Here is a 19,678-nt window from a genome sequence, read left to right on the forward strand (position 1 = left end):
CCATGTAAGGAAATCCTTGCAGATCACAATGTCTTTTCTAATTTTAGTAGTATTTTTCGAATTGATTTTAAAATCCGCTAAGGATATGAATGCGTAATTTCAACTGCTATGAAAAAATATATACAACTAGTCTTTTTTATATTTATAATTCCTGCGTTTTCATTTGCACAAGAGATTTGTAATGATGGGATCGATAATGATGGAGATGGATTCGTAGACTGCTTTGACGGTGATTGTACTGATACTGCAGACTGTGATGGCTTTTTCCTTGGTAATGATGCCTCTTGTGAAGCAGAGCCTTTGGGTTTTCCACGTTTTGTGCTGGAAAGAGGATATACTTCCCCAAGAAATGTAGTAAATAACTTGAATCAATTAGTAGTTGGAGATTTAGATCGAGATGGAACTCCTGAGATTATTACGAATAACGCATATACAAATAGGGTATATATTCTCAATGGTGATGATGCAACAATAAAACACCAAGCAACCATAAACTATCCAACATTTAGAGGCGGAGCCATTGCGAATATAGAAGATGATAACTGTGCTGAAGTATTCTTTATTTACTATAATGGTAGCGATCGTAGATACAGAATAGTAGCATATGACTGCGAATTAAATTTTTTATGGGAATCTGAAAATCTTCGTAATGACCCCGTATTCCTTAGTTTTGCTGATTTCGATAGAGATGGACAGGCTGAAATGTATTACAAAGATGAAGTACGCGATGCACTAACCGGAACCAGAATTGTAAGATCTCAAACTACAAATTGGGAAAGAATCAATAGTGGAGGAGTTGCAGTAGACATCCAAGGAAATGGCGACTTAGAACTAGTAATTGGAGACAAAATATATGGAGTAAATTTAGGTAATCGTTCTCAAGATGCAGGTAACCTTACTCTTCTAGCTTCCATGCCAACCAGCATGTTTAATTATAGAGTTAAAAATAATGATCAAGAATACAGTGCTACAACTTCTGTAGCAGATTACAATTTAGATGGTAACCTTGATGTAATTTTTACTGGGGCAACCAACGGAACCCCTACTACAAACGTAACTAGTGCTTTCTTTTGGGATGTAACCAATGATACAGTTGCTATTTTTAATGACCCAAGAGGTGGAGGAAATTATAGTGCCGGTTGGTATAATGGTATGGGTAGAATCAATATCGCTGATTTAGATGGAGATGGGCAATTAAATGCAGCCTTTGTTTCAGGTAGATATTTATACGCATTAGATGAAAATTGGGAAATCCTATGGGAAGATGAATTCGGAAATCCTGGTCCAAAAACAGTAAATGAAGAAACTTCTGGTATTACGGGTTGTACTTTATTCGATTTTAATGGAGATGGACAATCAGAGGTAGTATACAGAGATGAAGATTTCGTATATATTATTAATGGTTTTGATGGTAGCATAAATACGCAAGTTCCATGTAGGTCAAGAACAAATGTTGAATATCCAGTTGTAGCAGATGTGAATGCTGATGGCTCTACAGAGATATGTGTAGTATGTACCCCTGAGAACTATAGAGCTGGAGATTTTGGAAGACAGTTGCCGATTTCAGGAGATGCTGAAGTAAGGGTATATGTTTCAGGTGGTGAACCCTGGGTTCCTGCCAGAAGATTATGGAATCAGCATGGGTATTTTAATGTCAATATCAACGATGATCTAACTGTACCTCAAAACCAGCAAAAACATCAAGCAGTATTCTCAACAGGTGTTTGTACAACGGGACCTTCAAGACCACTAAATAGTTTCTTAAATCAGTCTCCATTCTTAAGTTCGGATGGCTGTCCAACTTATGCCTCTCCAGATTTAAATATTTTAGAAAATACACTAACTATTAATGCACCAGAATGTCCTAATCAGGATTTCACCATTAGCTTTGATTTAGAGAATATCGGTGATGTTCCGCTAACAGGTTGGGTTCCTATTACTTTCTATGATGGAGATCCTTTAGTGGCAGGAAGTAATAAATTAAATACAGATTCGATTTCATTAACAAACTTCACTCCAGGATCAGTAGCATCATCGCCAAGCTTAACTGTAAATGGAACTGGAGGAAATTTCACATTGTATGTGTCTTTAAATGATGATGGAGCAAGAACTCCTACGCCTATCTCTTTTCCAGCTTCTAATTTTTTGGAATGTGATTACTTTAATAATATAGTTTCAGCCGAAATAAATCCAATACCTTTTGCACTGTCATCAGTTGTTACGAAAAATATTGATTGTTCATCTGGCGGGGTTCCTGCTAACGGCTCTGCCAGAGTATTTAAGTTAGAAGGCACTACTGAGGTGACGGCTAACTATGATTTCTTTTGGTTTGATGGAACTACGGTTACCGGAACTCCTGATTTTGTTGGATCTACTTATTCAGGATTATCGGCAGGTACTTATACCGTATTTGCAAATAACACTTTAGTAGGCTGTACTTCCGACACCATACAAGTTGTTATACAAGACAGTGCAAGGAATGTTACTGCTGACTTAACGGTTGTAAGAGGTAATTCAAACTGTTTAACTCCAAATGGGGAATTAACAGTTAGTGTTAATGGTGGCCAAGCTGTTGGTAATTTTGAATACGAATGGTATGAAGGAAATACTGTTGGGGGTGGACTTCAAATCAGTAACAGTCATATTGCAACAGGTTTGAGTTCAGCTGCCTATACGGTATTAGTAACTGAGATAGCAACAGGTTGTCAAACTATTGAATCTATTAATGTTCCTGATGAAACTAACCCTCCTGTAGCAACAGCGAGTGCCACAGATATTGTTTGTTCGGATACGAATTCTGGAGTAGTAACGGCCTCTGTAGGGGGCAGTACTGCAGGATATACTTTTGAATGGTATATAGGGACTAGTGAAAAACCTACGCCTGATTACACTGGGTCAACTGTTAATAATTTACCAGAAGGAAGCTATACCGTAAAAGTCACAGATAACAGTTCTGATTGTGAATCTGCATTAGTAACTGTAGAAATAAACAGAACACAATCTCCAGAAATAGATACTATCTCTAGTACTGAAAATAACTCATGCGACACTAGCAATCCAAATGGAAGCGTAACCGTTTCTATAATTGGCAATGTAGCTGATCATACTATTGAATGGTTCGCGGGTGCTGGAACAACAGGTACCGTTGTTGGAACAGGAACAAGCGTTAGCGGACTTGGCGGTGGAGAGTACACAGCAAGAGTGACCAATAATGACACAGGATGTTCGGCTACTGAAAGAGTAACGATAAATAACAACATCATTATTCCGAATTTGTCTGCAACAACAGAGCCTGTTACTAACTGTGATCCCTTTAATGGTAGAATAGAGGCAAACGTTGATTTAGATACTGAAGCAGATTATACTTTCTTTTGGTATAACGGAGATCAAGTTATTGCTGCTTCCCAAATTCCAGATGAATCTACCAGTATATTGGCTAATCAACCTCCTGGCTTGTATACTGTTCAAGCCTTAAATAATAACAGAAGCTGTTTAACCGATCCTATTACTGTTGAGATAATAGACAACGCTACTGTTAATATAAGTCAAAATACCACTAGGGTTCAACCTGCAACAGCTTGTGATTTAGATAATGGAGAATTAGAAGTGGAAATTTCTTCACCTGGAAACACTCAAGGTTTTGATGTTGATTGGTATGAGGGCTCAAATGCAAGTGGTACCGCTTTCCTCACAGAAGAAGGAGTTACACAATCAGTAGCTACAGGGCTTTTTACAGGTCTTTACACTGTAGTAGCTACAGATCTTAATACAGGTTGTTCGAGCCAAAGAATTTTAAATTTACCATTTATCGGTGCTCATGAACTTGATTCCGTTGAGGTGATCAATACAACCACATGTAATCCTTTTGATGGAAGTATTGAAGTTTCATTAACTGAAGCAGCAGGTACTGATAAGGACGATTATTCATTTACCATCACTAAGGAAAATGAAGCTGGTGATTACGATCCCGTAAATATAGCTTCACACCCAACAGCAGGTGTAATTGGACAAAACAATTACATTTTTGGTGATTTAGATGAAGGGAATTACATTATTGAAGCGATTAATGACCTTACGGGATGTTCTGTTTTCTACACTGAAACTGTAGGTAGAAATTCAGTTGATCCTGTTTTCAGTATTGAGGAAAGAATTGCCAATACTAATTGTGAACCCACTTTTGCCAATGGTTCATTAGAACTTAATATAGATAATGGCGCAGATCCAGCCGATTACGATGTTTTCTGGTATGAGGGTACAGACACCTCTACTCCATTAGGCACTAATATTGGTACCACTGCTGGGATAAATGGCGAAATTGCTACTGGTTTAACTGGCGGTAATTATACAGTTGAAGTCATTAATGATTTTACAAGATGTTCTACAATCAGAACCTTTAGTTTAGTTGATAATCCTACCATTGTTTCAATTCCTACATCTGAGATTGAAATTGACCCGATTACACTTTGTGATACAAATAATAGCCGAGTAGTAATCAATAACATCTTTGAAAATGGTGTTGTAGCAGATTTAAGCGATTATAATTTTGAATGGTTTGATTCAGATATGACGCTTATTTCAACTGCTCGTGATAGTATTAGTGGCTTAGATTCAGGAACATACTTCCTTCAGGCTACCAGTACGGTATCAGGCTGTGCAACTTCTTTGATTGAATTCGAAATAGAAAGAGATATTACAGAGCCAGTAATAACGGTAGATTTTGCTAATCCTGAGCAGTGTGTTAATCCTGCCTTAGGCTTTTTAACGGTAAATGCATCAGCTCCAGGTGCAAGCTTTTCATACACTTGGTACAACGGTCAAAGCGCTTCAGGAACTGTTGCTCAAAATGGGCAAGATTATTTTGATTTAACAGAAGGTTTTTATACCGTTGAAGTGTTCGATAGTCTTACAAACTGTAGCTATGTTGAAACCTATGAATTAGTTACAGAGATCAATCCTGTTAATTTAAGTATTTCAGCAACTCCTGTTACGAATTGTGATTCTCCAAATGGATCAGTATTCGCAACTGTAACTTCAAATGGAAGCGCAGTTTATGATTATGAATGGACAGATGCAAATGGAAACATTGTGGGTACTACTAAAGAAATTGACTCCTTAGCAGTTGGAGAATATACTGTAACTGCAATTGATGTTGATGACCCATCATGTCAAAATACAGCGACTATCACCGTGGAAGATCAGCGAATAATTCCTGAAATTACAATGGAAGAAATAGCTCCGCTCACTGTTTGTGATTTAAGTAGAGCGAATGGCGCAGCTAGAGCCTCTATAAATGGAGAGTTTATTGGATACACTTTCGAATGGTTTGAAGGAAGTTCAGCAAGTGGAAATGTTTTATATGTAGGCCCTGATTTCTCAGGTTTAGAAGCCATAACCTATACAGTACGAGTAACTGATAATATTACACAATGTAGTAATGAAGCCTCAATCACCATTTCATCAGACATTCCTGAAGTAGATAGACCTACAATTGAAGTTATTGCTAATGACACAGACTGTCAAATTGATAATGGTGTTTTACGTGTAGATGTAAATGGAAATATTGCTAACTATGAATTTAATTGGTATGAAGGAGATGAAGGACGAGGCACTGTAATTGGAACAGGTGATAGAATTACTGATTTAGCTGCAGGAGAATATTCAGTAACTGCAACCGATTTAAGAACTGGATGTATTTCAGAAGTTGTAAGTGCAGAAATTGAAGAAATATTGGTTTTCCCAGTTCTTGAAACAGAAACAATAGCCGCAAACTGTAATCAGGAAAATGGTTCAGCTTCTGTATTTGTTAGTGGTGAAGCTGAAATAAAAAATATCACCTGGTATACTGAATTTGGGAATTTAGTTGCAAGAGGCCCTGTTTTAGACGGAGTATCAAGTGGTAATTACTTCGTTAGTGTAGAATCTTTAAGAGGTTGTATAACCGAAGCAAATGTTACGATTCCTACTTCTATTAATGCCTTTAATGGAATCTCTAGAAATGGGGATGGTGCGAATAGCTTCTTTAAAATAGAATGTATAGAAAATTATCCTGACAATTTGGTCAAAATTTATAACCGAGCTGGTACATTAGTCTATGAGGCAGTAGGATACGACAATAATACTGTTAAATTTGATGGCGTTTCCAATAGAGGGATAAATATTTTAGGAGAAGATTTACCTGATGGAACATATTTCTACGTGATTGATAAGAAGGATGGGTCTAAACCAGAGAATGGTTACTTAGAAATTGTTAATTGATATTTATGAATAAAAGCAGAATCTATAAAACTTTATGTATAACGGTATTTCTGAGTATAATTGCTTTAACTAGTGTTGCTCAGCAATACCCAATTTATTCTCAGTATATTTTCAATGGCTTAATTCTAAACCCTGCTTATGCCGGCAGTCATGTGCAATTAAGTGCATCTGCCATGTACAGAAATCAATGGGTGAATTTTGAAGGTGCTCCAAAAACTTTATTTTTTAGCGCCCATTCCTCATTTATGGATGAAAGAATGGGCTTAGGCTTGATTGTTAATGATGATAGAATTGGAAGCTATTCGAATCAAAATATATATGGCAGCTACGCATTTATAATCCCTACACCTAAAGGTAAATTGGCATTAGGGGTGCAAGCTGGGATAAACATATTATCGGCTGATTTTTCAGGCTTAAATCTGGATGACATAGGCGATAACTCTTTTGCAAGTATTAGTGCTAATTTGAAGCCTAATTTTGGAACTGGTGCTTATTTTTATAATAAAACGATGTTTGCAGGCTTTTCAGTACCGTTTTTAATTAATAATGGATATGAAAACGTAAATTTTGAAAATACACTAAATGAATTACGTTCTGCCAGATATTATTACTTACATGGTGGGCTAATGCTTCCACTTAACATGGAGAAAAATATTCATCTGCAACCATCTGTTTTAATTCGAGGCCAAGAAGGTGCTCCGCTTAATTTTGATATCAATACTAGCTTCGTTTTTTATGATATTTTAAATGTTGGAGTTTCATATCGTAATATTGATGCAGTAGTATCCTATATTGATTTCAAACTATCTGACTCATTTCATTTCAGTTATTCATATGATTGGACAACTTCAGCCATCAGAGCTGCATCAGCAGGTACTCATGAATTTATGTTAAATTATAGAGTCCGTATAAAAGACATACATGATGATGTAAAGTGTCCTAAGTTTAACTACTTCATGTAAAAAAGCTTTTATCATTTTTGATATTTTTAAAGCCTATGGATTGTGATATCCATAGGCTTTTTCGTTTATTTTAAATCTTTCTGAACCCTAAAGGTTTCTTAAAGTTAATACTATGTGGTTTTGATTCAGAAATGAAGAAAAAGACATTTTTATATTAACTTTTGTATCATTTTTTATTAGCTTAAATCCTTAATGGAAAACTATCTTAACCGATACCAAGATATTAGAAGGACTACTGAAAGTATATGTGAACCTCTTGCAATAGAAGATTATGTATCCCAACCAATAGAGGATGTCAGTCCACCAAAATGGCACTTAGCCCATACGACTTGGTTTTTTGAAACTTTTCTGCTCAAAGAATTTGCTACTCACTATAAAGAATTTCATCCTAAATATGCTTATCTGTTCAACAGCTATTATGTTTCAGCTGGTGAACGAATGTTAAGACCGAATAGAGGAAATATGACCCGACCCACTGTCGAAGATATTTATAAGTATAGAAAATATGTGGATGATGCAGTTTTTGAATTATTAGGAGGTTTTATTTCAGATGAAATGAAAGAAATTCTTGAAATAGGATTTAATCATGAGCAGCAACATCAAGAGCTTTTATTTTATGATATAAAATACATATTAGGTCATAACCCTTTATTTCCTGTATATGACAAAGGCTTTGAAGAATACTTCCCTGAAGATTTTAAACACGATTGGATTCAAATTAACAAAAGGAATTATAAAATTGGTTTTGATGGAAAGGGTTTTTCTTTTGATAATGAGCACAATAAACATGAAGTGCATTTAGAAGGAGCAAAAATCAGCAATAAATTGATTACCAATGCTGAATATGCTGAATTTATTGAAGACAAAGGCTATGAAAATCACGAGTTTTGGCATTCTGATGCCAGAAGCTGGTTAGATGAGAGCCAAATTAAAGCACCCTTATACTGGCATAAGATTGATAAGCAATGGCATTATTATACATTAGCAGGATTAAGACCTATTAATGAAGCTGCGCCCTTGATGCATATTAGTTTTTATGAAGCTTATGCATTTGCTGAGTGGAAAGGAATGAGACTACCTACAGAATTTGAATGGGAAACTGCATCTAATCTATTTGACTGGGGTAAAAGATGGGAACATACTGCTAGTGCTTACCTCCCTTATCCTGGTTATAAAAAACCAGCTGGAGCTATTGGAGAATACAACGGGAAATTTATGGTAAATCAAATGGTTTTAAGAGGTGCATCAAGAGCTACTTCAAAAAATCACTCTAGAAAAACATACAGAAACTTTTTTCATCCCCATCTGCAATGGCATTTCAGTGGGATAAGACTTGCTAAAGATTTATGACAACAACTACTACCGAAAATATTAGCTTTTCTGTAGCCGATGCGGTTAAAGATGGCTTATCAAAAAAAGAAAAAACATTACCCAGTTGGTTATTTTATGATGCAGAAGGAGATCGACTCTTTCAAAAAATCATGAATATGCCAGAGTATTATCTCACAAACTGTGAGTATGACATTTTTCAGAAGTATAAAAATGATTTACTGAACCTCATAACGAAGGAAACAAATAAGTTTAGCTTAATAGAATTCGGGGCAGGTGATGGCTTAAAAACAGAAATACTGTTAAAGCATTTTGTAGAAAATGACACTAATTTCAGCTACAAACCTGTAGATATATCAGAAAATGTTATTCAACTGCTACAGAATAGAATGGAAAAGTCAATTCCCGATTTAGATATCACTCCAATAAATAAAGAATATTTCTCAGCATTGGATGAGTTTAATGAAGCTAGAACTAATCCTTGTATTGTACTATTTATGGGAGGAAATATTGGGAATTTTGAAATGGAAGATGCTCAATCTTTCGTAAATAAAATTGCCGCAAAATTAAGAACTGGGGATCGCTTTATTCTCGGATTTGACTTGAAAAAGGATCCACAAATGATTTTAGATGCATATAATGATGCAGGTGGAATCACCCGACAATTTAATATGAATTTGCTTAAGCGAATGAATAATGAATTGGATGCTGATTTTGATAGTTCTGCATTCAAGCATTTCCCAACTTATGACCCGCAAACAGGGACAACCAAAAGCTTTTTAATTTCACAAAAAAAACAAGAAGTGAATTTAAACGCTATCGACACTATCATCTCATTTGATAAATGGGAACCTATACATGTTGAGATATCCCAAAAGTTTGATTCGGAAATGATTAACGAAATGGCTACTAAAGCAGGATTATCAGTTGAAAAATACTTTTATGATGATCAAGAATATTTTACTGATGTAGTGATGAGAAAGTTATAAATAATCATCTATGACTATCCTCATCCTCCAAAATACTTAAATAGCTCTCATATCTACTGGGGGCTATTTTTCCTTCTTCCATTGCTGCTCTAAAAGCACAACCTGGCTCATGGGTATGGGTACAATTATTAAATTTACACTCTCCAATATATTCTCTCATTTCTGGGAAGTAATGACTCAGTTCCTCATCTCCTATATCCCATAAACCTAATTCTTTAATACCTGGAGTATCAATTACAAATGTGTTTTCCCAGGCTTCAAACATTTCCGCAAAAGTAGTGGTATGTACCCCTTTTCCTACTGATTCAGATACCTCTCCAATTCTTTGATCGATGTGAGGAGAAATAAGATTTAGTAAAGTAGATTTACCCACTCCAGAGTGGCCTGAAAATAAAGAAGTCTTCCCTTCTAAAACTTTTTTCAAATCCTCTATCCCTTCATTTTTCTCTGCGGAGACTAATAAAACTTTATAGCCCAATTCTTCATAATCAAATTTTAAAGCTTCGTAATATTCTAAAGCCTCATCATCAAGCAAATCTGATTTATTAAATACCAATACGGCTGGAATTCGAAAGGATTCACAACTCACTAAAAAACGATCAATAAATCCTAAACTAGTTCTTGGAAAGGCTAAAGTCACTACCAAAACAGCCTGATCTATATTAGCAGCAAGCCTGTGGCTATGCCTTTTCTTACGGGTTGATTTACGTATTATATAATTTTCGCGAGGAAGAACTTCTTTAATTATGGCTTCTTTCTCATTTTCAGGAGTTATCTCTACCCAATCCCCTACCGCTACAGGATTAGTAACCTTTTCCTCATCTAAACGCATCTTCCCCCTTAATCTACATTCATAAAACTTCCCCTCGGCCAAAACAGTGTACCAACTACCCGTAGATTTATAAACTCTTCCTTTCATGATGCAATTTCTAATTTGTCGATTATGGGAGCAATATGATTCAAAATAATTTGAGTGGCTCCAATATTCTCATCCACATATTTTAGGGCCGAATTGGAAGCCTTTTCCAAATCAAAATCAGCACTGTTAAATATTGAGATAAATTCCTGCGAATCTTTTAATGGATAAGCCGCTTTAAGTCTTATCAGATCTACTGCTTCTTGAAACTTCATATAATTTTGATCTCCAAAAAAGATTGGCATTCTAAAGCAAGCTGCTTCTAATGTATTGTGTAATCCATCTCCATAAGCACCACCAATAAAAGCTATTGTACCGTATTGATAGAGAGAAGAGAGTAAGCCTATATTATCTATAATGATCACTTTTGTTTCAGTCTTAATAACACCATCAATTTTAGTAAACCTTTCAGATGATCCACCAATTAGTTGTTCATGTAATTTCAAATTCTTTTCAGAAATATCGTGAGGTGCTATTATGGCTTTCCAGTCTGGATATTCTTTTAAAAATGGAGCCATCACTTTAATATCTTCCTCCCAAGTGCTCCCTCCTATCAATACTTTTTCATTTCTAGCAAAATCATCAAATAACTTAATTGATTTAACATTTTGAGAAATGGAATAAACTCTATCAAATCTAGTATCTCCACTTATGGTGACATTATGAAGATTTATCCCTTTTAAGAGGGACTCTACTTTTTTGTTCTGAACAAAAATATGATCAAAATGATGTAATATTTTTCTATGAAAGCCACCATAAAATTTAAAAAACCTTTGATTAGCTCGAAAAATGGCAGAAATAGAATAAACCCAGCAATCTGAATTGGATAAAGCTTTTAGGTGATAATGCCAAAATTCATACTTTATAAAAAAAGCAATTTTTGGCTTAGTTATTTCCACAAATAGTTTTGCATTACTGGCAGTATCTAAAGGCATATAGTTCACATAATCCGCGCCTTCGTAATTCTTTCTTACCTCATAACCAGAAGGTGAAAAAAAAGTGAGTAAAATAAAATAGTCAGGATATTGCTGTTTGAAAGCTTCAATGATTGGCCTAGCCTGTTCAAACTCTCCTAAAGATGCACAATGAAACCAAACCACATTTTGATTAACTTGACTGAATCGATTCTCTAATTGCTCAAATAAATTTCTGCGGCCTTCAACAAACTTTTTAGATTTTGTATTGAACAGTGAATGAATTTTCACTCCAATACCTAATAAACTTATCCCAAATCGATAGAATAACTCGCCCATAAGGTAAAATTAAGGGTAATAAATTAAACCACCTTCAAATATGTTTGAGTTTATATTAAAAGACTTATTTAAAGCATTTATTTGATTGACTATACTTCAATTAATTATGAACTTTCTCTAACAAATAATGCAACTAATGCTGAAGTAAATATACCTAAGACTGCCGCACCTATCATAGCTTGCCAAAGGTAATTACCTAAATTAAAGTATTGAAGCGCTTCTTCATTAGTCTTTTGACCTTGATTAACAGCATAAGCACTTACGTTTTCAAAGTAATCTGGCGTGATCAATTCATGGGTTATGAGCTGACTTAAAGGAGTTAAAATCACTACTACTGCTGTTATAATTAAACCAGAAATAAAGCCTTGTTTCCAGCTCATTACATTATCAAAATGCTTTTTTCTCTTATCTATCAATGCAAAGACATAAATCAAAATGGAAGGAATAGCTACTAAGTTAGTATAGGTAGCATGATCAGCAATATTTACATCATGCCAACCCATAGCTTTTTCGAAGTACATCCAAAGGAGCATCATGATAACGAAAATTAATCCCCATTTAATTTCAATTAGGCGCTTCTTCATTTTTGGTTCTTTTTTGTTGACTTACTAAATATACTCCAAAAAATATCATCAAAGCAAATAAGGCTTTCTCCCATTTGAAAGTCTCTTGCCCGAGCATAATCGTAATGAAAGTTGCGAAAACAGGCTGTAAATAAATATAGTAACCAACAATGGTAGAATTAACATGCTTCAAAGCCATAGCATTTAATAAATAGGCTAAAAAAGTAGTACCGATGATAACATAAACAATACTACTCCAGATTTCCGTAGGAAATGAAGAAAAATCAACTTTAGTGATAGGGAAAATCCCAAATGGAATAATCATGATGGTTCCAAATAAAAACACCCATTTCACAACAGTAATGGGTTCATATCTTTGCATCAATGGTTTTACCATTACCAAGTAAATACCATAAAAAGTAGCATTTAAGAAAATAAAGATGTCACCTAAAAAAGCATCATTTTCTATGCTCACCTCCTTATTCAATACTAATAGGATCACACCAATAGCACCGAGTGAAATACCAATAATTTTCCGCCAGCTTATTTTTTCATTTAATAGCCAAAAGGAAATCAATAATACAATAATAGGATTTGCCGTCATGATAATACTGGCATTTACAGGACTTGTTAAACTCAATCCATTAAAAAATATTAGTTGATTACCCATTACTCCAAAAATTGCACATTTGGCAAAATGTAAATAATCCTTCTTTCTGATTACTTTTTCTGTAGATGTTAAAGCATGATAAATCCAAAACAAAATAGTGGCTATTGTAGCTCTTAATAAGATAAAAGCATTAGGACTCATGTAATCAGGCATAACGCCTTTTGCGATCACATAATTACCACCATATATTAAGCCTACTATTGCTAAAGCCCCATGTACGTGCCACTTTTTATTCATTTGGCAAAAGTAAGGGATTATATGGATATTGCAGTTTTAAAAATTGAAAGGAATATGATGTTTGGAGAAGAAAAACCATTAGCTGAAAGAATGCGTCCCACCAAGCTTGAAGAATTAGTTGGTCAAAAACATTTGGTTGGGGATAAAGGGGTTTTAAGGCTTACCATTGCTCAAGGAAAAGTACCTTCTATGATTTTCTGGGGACCTCCAGGAGTGGGTAAAACTACAATTGCCAATATCATTGCCAATCAAGTGAAAGCACCTTTCCAGACTTTAAGTGCAATTAGTGCAGGCGTAAAGGATGTTAGAGAAGTAATTCAGCGAGCCTCGCGATCTGGTAAAATCATTCTTTTCATTGATGAGATTCATCGATTTAATAAGTCACAACAGGATGCTTTATTGGGAGCCGTTGAAAAAGGTGTGATTACGCTAATAGGCGCAACTACTGAAAACCCATCATTTGAAGTAAACTCCGCATTATTATCTCGCTGTCAAGTTTATACCTTAAAGGCACTTGAATTAGATGACTTAAAAGGATTGCTTCATAACGCAATGGAAGAAGATGATAAACTAAAAGAAAAAAAAATAACAATCACTGACTATGAGGCACTGATCCAGCTTTCAGGAGGTGATGCACGAAAATTACTTAATTTATTCGAATTAGTAACCGATGCTTTTTCATCCGATGAAGAAATTGAGATCACAAATGAAAAAGTAAGAGAAATTGCTCAAAATAAAATGGCTGTATATGATAAGTCTGGAGAGCAACATTATGATATCATATCCGCATTTATAAAAAGTATTAGGGGTAGTGATCCAAATGCCGCTTTGTACTGGTTAGCCAGAATGATTGAAGGTGGTGAAGATGTTAAATTTATTGCTAGAAGATTATTAATCTCTGCTTCAGAAGATATTGGCCTAGCAAACCCAAATGCTTTGCTCATAGCTACCAATACTTTTCAGGCCGTTAGCATGATTGGATATCCAGAAGCTGAAATAATTCTTTCGCAATGTGTTACCTATCTTGCATGTTCTCCTAAAAGTAATGCCTCCTATTTAGCCATTAAAAAAGCAAGGCAATTGGTTCGTGAAACTGGCGATTTATCAGTTCCTCTTCATTTAAGAAATGCTCCTACAAAATTGATGAAAGACATGAATTATGGAGCCGGATATAAGTATCCTCATGATTTTTCCGGGAATTATACCTATCAAGAGTACATGCCGAATGAAATTAGTAAAAACACCCTTTACGAGCCACAGGACAATGTTAGGGAAAAGGATTTTCGACAAAAGCTTAAAAATCTCTGGCGAAAAAAGTATGATTATGACTAATCTAAGAATTATAGTATTTTTTTTATTAAATTAAATCCCTACCTTTAATTATTAAGTTAACTAAGAAAAATAATATTATAACAAAACATGGATCCAAAACTGGAAAAGTGGAAAGAGATCGAGTTTAATGTTGATCTGCCTCACGCAAAATATGAAGTCTCCAATTACGGCAGAATTAAAAGCTATTCTACTCGTGAAAATGGAAAGATAATTAAAGGCTCAAATGTAAACGGCTATCAGGCCATAATGGTAAGATTCGATAAAAGAATTACTCAAAGCTATTATGTTCACCGCTTAGTTGCAGAATCATTTATTCCAAAAGACAGTGATGACCAAGTTTATGTAACTCACCTAGATTATGATAAATCAAATAATCACATCAGTAACTTAAAGTGGGTTTCTGAAAGACAATTGGCTGATCACAATAATAAAAACCCTAAGGTTTTGAAGAAAAGAGTGACTGGTTATAAATTAACAGAGTCAGATGTTAAAGTGATTAAGAAAATGTTGAAGAACGAGAAAACGCGCTACAGTCAGATAGCTCGTCAATTCGGGATCACTCATACTCAGTTAAACCGAATAAGAAAAGGACATAACTGGGGGCACGTGACAATCGATGATTAACTTATTCATTTTAGAGATATTTTAAAGCATGCAAATTAAGATTTAGCATGCTTTTTTATTTTCATACCTAGAGCAATTTATACTTTACAAATAAATATCTGTTCGATTCAAAAAGCTTCACGCTAATCAATTGTTTATCCCGTAAATCTGCGCTAATTTTAAGGTCAAATTGGATTAGAAAAATGCAGAGAGATAATTTAATATTTGACCTTATAAAAAAGGAGCAAAAAAGACAAGAGGAAGGGATTGAACTAATTGCTTCTGAAAACTTTACGTCACCAGAAGTAATGGAAGCTATGGGTAGTGTGCTGACCAACAAATATGCTGAAGGCTTACCCGGAAAAAGATATTATGGTGGTTGCGAAGTGGTTGATGAAATTGAAAACTTAGCGATAGATAGAGTAAAAGAGCTATTTGGTGCTTCTTGGGCTAATGTTCAACCTCACTCAGGGGCTCAAGCTAATGCTGCAGTTATGCTTGCTTGTCTTAATCCTGGAGACAAAATTTTAGGGTTTGATTTATCACATGGAGGTCATTTAACGCATGGATCAACAGTCAATTTCTCTGGAAAATTATATCAACCCTCTTTCTACGGTGTAGAAGAAGAAACTGGTCTTATTGATTGGGATAAGGTTGAAGCTACTGCTAAGAAAGAAAAACCAAAGATGATTATCTGCGGTGCTTCTGCTTACAGCAGAGAATGGAATTATAAAAAGTTAAGAGAAATAGCAGATGAAGTTGGAGCTATTTTGTTAGCTGATATCTCTCACCCAAGTGGCTTAATCGCAAGAGGATTGTTAGATGATCCATTGGATTATTGCCATATCGTAACTACCACTACGCACAAAACATTAAGAGGCCCAAGAGGTGGATTAATAATGATGCGTGATGATTTCGAAAACCCATTTGGATATAAAAATCCAAAAGGCGAGTTACGCAAAATGACTCAATTATTAGATTCTGGTGTTTTTCCTGGAACTCAAGGTGGACCATTAGAACATGTGATTGCTGCAAAAGCAGTAGCCTTCGGACAATGCTTAACCGATGAATATTTCAATTACATCCTTCAAGTAAAGAAAAATGCTGAAGTTATGGCAAAAGCATTTATGGAGAAAGATTATAAAATCATATCAGGTGGAACTGATAACCATTTAATGCTTATTGATTTAAGGTCTAAAGGCATAACTGGTAAAGTAGCTGAAGCTGTTTTAGGTGAAGCTGATATTACCATTAATAAAAATATGGTACCTTTTGATGATAAATCTCCATTTGTAACTTCTGGCATGAGAATAGGTACTGTAGCAGTGACGACCAGAGGCTTGGTAGAAAGTGATATGGAAAAAATAGTAAACTTTATAGACACTGTAATTACGAATCATGAAGATAAAGCGCAGATAGCTTCTATAAAGAAAGAAATTAATGAATGGATGGTAGAGTTTCCTTTGTTTAAATAAGATATGCCTGCAGATCAACCACAAGCGGAGATGAGCTTTTTGGATCATCTGGAAGCCTTTCGGTGGCATATCGTAAGGGCTTTATCCGCAGTAGTAATATTTTCAATTATTGCCTTTGCTTCCAAAGAATTTGTATTTGGAACCTTAATTTTAGGCCCTTCAAGACCTGATTTTTGGTTTTACCAAATGGCTTGCAAGCTAGGCGAAACTGTTGCTAATTCAACTGCCTTTTGTATTGATGATTTACCTTTCATTATTCAAAGTAGGAAAATGACTGGGCAGTTTAGTATGCATATCACCTCTTCTGTTGTGCTTGGGATAATTGTAGCTTTCCCTTATTTTTTCTGGGAAATGTGGCGTTTTGTTAGTCCTGCACTTTATGAAAACGAAAAAAAGACCAGCAGAGGTGCTACATTCTTTGTGAGCTTATTGTTTTTATCAGGTGTACTATTTGGCTATTATATAGTATCTCCAATATCAATAAACTTCCTAGCAAATTATCAAGTTGATCCGAGCGTACTTAATGAATTTGACATCACCTCTTATGTATCGACTGTAACCATGTTGGTATTAGCTTGTGGTTTGATGTTTCAATTACCTATGGTAATTTTATTCATGAGTAAGGCAGGGATTATAGATCCTCAGTCATTAAGAAATTACCGGAAAATTGCGATTGTAGTAATACTTGTGATCAGCGCATTTATAACGCCTCCAGATCCCATAAGTCAAATTTTAATTTCTTTACCATTGCTATTATTGTATGAAATCAGTATTTATATTTCAGCAATTATCCATAAGAAAAAGCAAAAGAAAGAGGCTGAAGAATTAAAGAAATTAAAAGAGCACTAAAAAAAATAAATAATGCTTTTTGCCGATATACCAGGATTAAATGATTTAAAGGAGCAACTTATCAAAGGTGTGAAGTCTGGAAAGATTGCTCATGCTCAATTATTCTGGGGTAAATCGGGTGCTCCTAATTTACCTTTGGCATTAGCTTATGCTAATTATCTCAACTGCGAAAATCCTGGTGAAACAGATGCATGCGGCACTTGTAATTCGTGCCATAAAAATGCAAAATTCATTCACCCGGATTTTCAATTTTCTTTTCCCACTGCAGCAAATGATAGCATAAAAGGTGATGATGCTAAGCTAAGCAATAACTTTTTGAAACATTGGCGATCATTTCTTTTAAAAGATCCGTTTGCTTCAGCATTAGACTGGATAGACCACATTGGATCAGGTAATCGTCAGCTTAATATTGCAAAAGACGAAAGTAAGAATATCATCCGAAACCTTTCACTAAAAGCATTTGAGGGGAAGTATAAAATTATGCTGATTTGGCTACCAGAATATCTACACCCTTCTGCCGCCAATGCCCTGCTTAAAATTATTGAAGAGCCTTCCGATAAAACCATCTTTTTACTAGTCTCTAATGATAGAGAAAAATTAATTGGAACAATTACTTCAAGGACTCAGGCAGTACATATTCCAAATTATTCCGATCCTGAATTAAAGGATATATTGGTTTCTAAATATGGAGTGGAAGAATCTCATGCCAAACAATTAGCTCATATATCACAGGGCGATCTTCACAAAGCAGTCCAGCTCGTTGATGATGTTTCTGACGATGCTCAGCAGGAGTTCGAACAATGGATGCGCGAATGCTGGGCTAATGACTACACCAAGTTGGTTAAACGCTCTGAAGACTTTCATAAATGGGGTAAAATGAACCAGCAGCAATGGTTGATTCATGCTGAAAATATCTTAAGAGAATCATTAGTAGCTTTGATGCAAAGCACTGAATTAATGCGGGTTCCTGATGAACACGAGCAATTCGTTTTGAAATTCAGTAAGACATTAAGTCTAGAGAAAATTATTCAAATGACTGAAATACTAAACAAGGCCATCTATTACTTAGAAAGAAATGCAAGTGCTAAAATGACCTTATTGAATGTTTCATTAAAAATTGCTTCCATTCTAAGAAGTAATTAAAGACTTCCCTAAAAGTTAATGCTAGCGAAGTGTATCAACTCTTGATCATTTCCTCTAATTTCTAGATCAACTCCTAAGCCATTATTCGTTTCATTAATTTTAATAAGGCCATAGTTCAGTTTTGTAACTAATTCTCCTAATCTATATCGGTTATCTTCCTCAGCATCTTCCCATACATGCGTTAAACCGCTTGATGTAATCTCAACCAGTGGATAATCTAAACCCTCTAAATCTATTCTTGATATCTCACCTATATGACGATCTCCACTAAGTAAAACAACTCCTTTAGGTTGTTTTTCTTGAATTAGATCAAGTAGTCTTTGCCTTTCTTTAGGGAAATTAGCCCACTTCTCGTAATCATGATCTTCTGGAATCATTTGTATACCACTTGCTATAATATACAATGAGACAGCATCGTCAGAGAGTTGATTTTCCAGCCAATTCCACTGTTCTTCACCTAATACCGTTCCTGTTTCATTCTTTTGATAAACACGGTTTATCCTTTCTAAGCTATCTCGAAAATACCTGGCATCCAGCAAAATGACTCTAATAGTTTTAGAATTCCAATTTATATCATGAGAAGAATAGACTCCTTCTCTCTTTCTTCTAGGATCATCTTTTGGAACATCAAAAAAATCTAAAAATAACTGCTGGCTTTCTTCTTTGAATTCATATTCTTTTCCTGCATCATTCTTACCGTAATCATGATCATCCCATACTCCAATAACCGGTGTTTCCTGTCTAAGCTTAGTATACCCTTCATTTTGTTTTTGGCGATTATATTTTTTCTGCAACACCTTCATATTGTCAGTATCACCATAAATATTATCGCCTAAAAACATAAACAAATCTGAATTATGGGCACTGATCGAAGACCATAATGGTTGAGGAAGATTTTCTCTATTACATGAACCAAAGGTTAAAACCAATTCATCTTTCGATTGAATTTCGAATGTTTGATCTTGGGCCTTTATTGAGTTTGATAAAATCAAAACACAAAATGCAACTAAAAGATAATTTCTCATGATTTCTAAATTTTAAACCGCAAATTAATGCTTAATAAAATTTAAATTTAGAAAAACGGATTATTTTTATGTAAACA

General features: G+C 34.9%; 14 protein-coding genes. 9 read left to right on the plus strand and 5 right to left on the minus strand.

The features are described from left to right. The first annotated feature begins 108 nt into the window (after window positions 1–108). The 4 genes from QYS47_RS15295 to QYS47_RS15310 all read left to right on the plus strand — a co-directional run bounded on the left by QYS47_RS15295 (window position 109) and on the right by QYS47_RS15310 (window position 9,535). The gene (locus QYS47_RS15295; protein WP_322347017.1) at window positions 109–6,255 is read left to right on the plus strand and encodes a gliding motility-associated C-terminal domain-containing protein; all 6,147 of its coding nucleotides are present in this window, start codon (window positions 109–111) and stop codon (window positions 6,253–6,255) included. Between the two features lie 5 nt (window positions 6,256–6,260). Next, the gene (locus tag QYS47_RS15300; protein WP_322347018.1) at window positions 6,261–7,217 is read left to right on the plus strand and encodes a PorP/SprF family type IX secretion system membrane protein; all 957 of its coding nucleotides are present in this window, start codon (window positions 6,261–6,263) and stop codon (window positions 7,215–7,217) included. A gap of 192 nt (window positions 7,218–7,409) precedes the next feature. After that, window positions 7,410–8,567, plus strand: coding sequence for an ergothioneine biosynthesis protein EgtB (gene egtB / locus QYS47_RS15305; protein ID WP_302123231.1), 1,158 nt, complete (start codon window positions 7,410–7,412; stop codon window positions 8,565–8,567). Next, window positions 8,564–9,535: an L-histidine N(alpha)-methyltransferase gene (locus QYS47_RS15310; RefSeq protein WP_302123230.1), complete on the plus strand. Its 972-nt coding sequence runs from the start codon at window positions 8,564–8,566 to the stop codon at window positions 9,533–9,535. The genes egtB and QYS47_RS15310 overlap by 4 nt, the downstream gene beginning before the upstream one ends. Window positions 9,536–9,539: 4 nt before the next feature. Here QYS47_RS15310 and rsgA read toward each other — a convergent pair whose 3' ends face one another. The 4 genes from rsgA to QYS47_RS15330 form a co-directional block, all read right to left on the minus strand. Then, window positions 9,540–10,454, minus strand: coding sequence for a ribosome small subunit-dependent GTPase A (rsgA, locus tag QYS47_RS15315; RefSeq protein WP_302123229.1), 915 nt, complete (start codon window positions 10,452–10,454; stop codon window positions 9,540–9,542). Beyond that, on the minus strand, window positions 10,451–11,704 hold the full coding sequence (locus QYS47_RS15320) for a 3-deoxy-D-manno-octulosonic acid transferase (RefSeq protein WP_322347019.1): 1,254 nt from the start codon (window positions 11,702–11,704) through the stop codon (window positions 10,451–10,453). Before QYS47_RS15320 ends, rsgA begins: the two co-directional genes overlap by 4 nt. A 104-nt stretch (window positions 11,705–11,808) precedes the next feature. Further along, complete coding sequence (locus QYS47_RS15325) at window positions 11,809–12,288, minus strand: DUF4199 domain-containing protein (RefSeq protein ID WP_302123221.1); 480 nt, start codon at window positions 12,286–12,288, stop codon at window positions 11,809–11,811. Continuing rightward, complete coding sequence (locus QYS47_RS15330) at window positions 12,269–13,174, minus strand: DMT family transporter (protein WP_302123220.1); 906 nt, start codon at window positions 13,172–13,174, stop codon at window positions 12,269–12,271. The genes QYS47_RS15325 and QYS47_RS15330 overlap by 20 nt, the downstream gene beginning before the upstream one ends. Before the next feature lie 54 nt (window positions 13,175–13,228). Between QYS47_RS15330 and QYS47_RS15335 the strand changes: the two genes are divergently transcribed. From QYS47_RS15335 to QYS47_RS15355, 5 genes are all read left to right on the plus strand, one after another. Then, on the plus strand, window positions 13,229–14,506 hold the full coding sequence (locus tag QYS47_RS15335; protein ID WP_322348406.1) for a replication-associated recombination protein A: 1,278 nt from the start codon (window positions 13,229–13,231) through the stop codon (window positions 14,504–14,506). 87 nt (window positions 14,507–14,593) lie between these two features. Continuing rightward, complete coding sequence (locus tag QYS47_RS15340) at window positions 14,594–15,130, plus strand: HNH endonuclease (RefSeq protein ID WP_302123216.1); 537 nt, start codon at window positions 14,594–14,596, stop codon at window positions 15,128–15,130. A 182-nt stretch (window positions 15,131–15,312) separates the two neighbouring features. Beyond that, window positions 15,313–16,584: a serine hydroxymethyltransferase gene (locus QYS47_RS15345; protein ID WP_322347020.1), complete on the plus strand. Its 1,272-nt coding sequence runs from the start codon at window positions 15,313–15,315 to the stop codon at window positions 16,582–16,584. A gap of 3 nt (window positions 16,585–16,587) precedes the next feature. Further along, window positions 16,588–17,433 (plus strand): twin-arginine translocase subunit TatC, encoded by an 846-nt coding sequence (gene tatC, locus QYS47_RS15350; RefSeq protein WP_308355859.1) that lies wholly within the window; start codon window positions 16,588–16,590, stop codon window positions 17,431–17,433. Between the two features lie 12 nt (window positions 17,434–17,445). Further along, entirely contained in the window at window positions 17,446–18,576 is a 1,131-nt protein-coding gene (locus tag QYS47_RS15355; RefSeq protein ID WP_322347021.1) for a DNA polymerase III subunit, read from the plus strand. Between the two features lie 8 nt (window positions 18,577–18,584). Here QYS47_RS15355 and QYS47_RS15360 read toward each other — a convergent pair whose 3' ends face one another. Further along, complete coding sequence (locus QYS47_RS15360; protein ID WP_308355857.1) at window positions 18,585–19,601, minus strand: alkaline phosphatase D family protein; 1,017 nt, start codon at window positions 19,599–19,601, stop codon at window positions 18,585–18,587. Window positions 19,602–19,678: the final 77 nt, after the last annotated feature.

Origin of the sequence: Marivirga arenosa, assembly GCF_030503875.2 — a bacterium.
Classification (GTDB): domain Bacteria; phylum Bacteroidota; class Bacteroidia; order Cytophagales; family Cyclobacteriaceae; genus Marivirga; species Marivirga arenosa.

What these genes read in the sequence shown, in the direction of transcription:
- QYS47_RS15295 (WP_322347017.1), top strand. Translation starts at nt 109, where the DNA reads ATGAAAAAATATATACAACTAGTCTTTTTTATATTTATAATTCCTGCG.
- QYS47_RS15300 (WP_322347018.1), top strand. Translation starts at nt 6,261, where the DNA reads ATGAATAAAAGCAGAATCTATAAAACTTTATGTATAACGGTATTTCTG.
- egtB (WP_302123231.1), top strand. Translation starts at nt 7,410, where the DNA reads ATGGAAAACTATCTTAACCGATACCAAGATATTAGAAGGACTACTGAA.
- QYS47_RS15310 (WP_302123230.1), top strand. Translation starts at nt 8,564, where the DNA reads ATGACAACAACTACTACCGAAAATATTAGCTTTTCTGTAGCCGATGCG.
- rsgA (WP_302123229.1), bottom strand. Translation starts at nt 10,454, where the DNA reads ATGAAAGGAAGAGTTTATAAATCTACGGGTAGTTGGTACACTGTTTTG.
- QYS47_RS15320 (WP_322347019.1), bottom strand. Translation starts at nt 11,704, where the DNA reads ATGGGCGAGTTATTCTATCGATTTGGGATAAGTTTATTAGGTATTGGA.
- QYS47_RS15325 (WP_302123221.1), bottom strand. Translation starts at nt 12,288, where the DNA reads ATGAAGAAGCGCCTAATTGAAATTAAATGGGGATTAATTTTCGTTATC.
- QYS47_RS15330 (WP_302123220.1), bottom strand. Translation starts at nt 13,174, where the DNA reads ATGAATAAAAAGTGGCACGTACATGGGGCTTTAGCAATAGTAGGCTTA.
- QYS47_RS15335 (WP_322348406.1), top strand. Translation starts at nt 13,229, where the DNA reads ATGATGTTTGGAGAAGAAAAACCATTAGCTGAAAGAATGCGTCCCACC.
- QYS47_RS15340 (WP_302123216.1), top strand. Translation starts at nt 14,594, where the DNA reads ATGGATCCAAAACTGGAAAAGTGGAAAGAGATCGAGTTTAATGTTGAT.
- QYS47_RS15345 (WP_322347020.1), top strand. Translation starts at nt 15,313, where the DNA reads ATGCAGAGAGATAATTTAATATTTGACCTTATAAAAAAGGAGCAAAAA.
- tatC (WP_308355859.1), top strand. Translation starts at nt 16,588, where the DNA reads ATGCCTGCAGATCAACCACAAGCGGAGATGAGCTTTTTGGATCATCTG.
- QYS47_RS15355 (WP_322347021.1), top strand. Translation starts at nt 17,446, where the DNA reads ATGCTTTTTGCCGATATACCAGGATTAAATGATTTAAAGGAGCAACTT.
- QYS47_RS15360 (WP_308355857.1), bottom strand. Translation starts at nt 19,601, where the DNA reads ATGAGAAATTATCTTTTAGTTGCATTTTGTGTTTTGATTTTATCAAAC.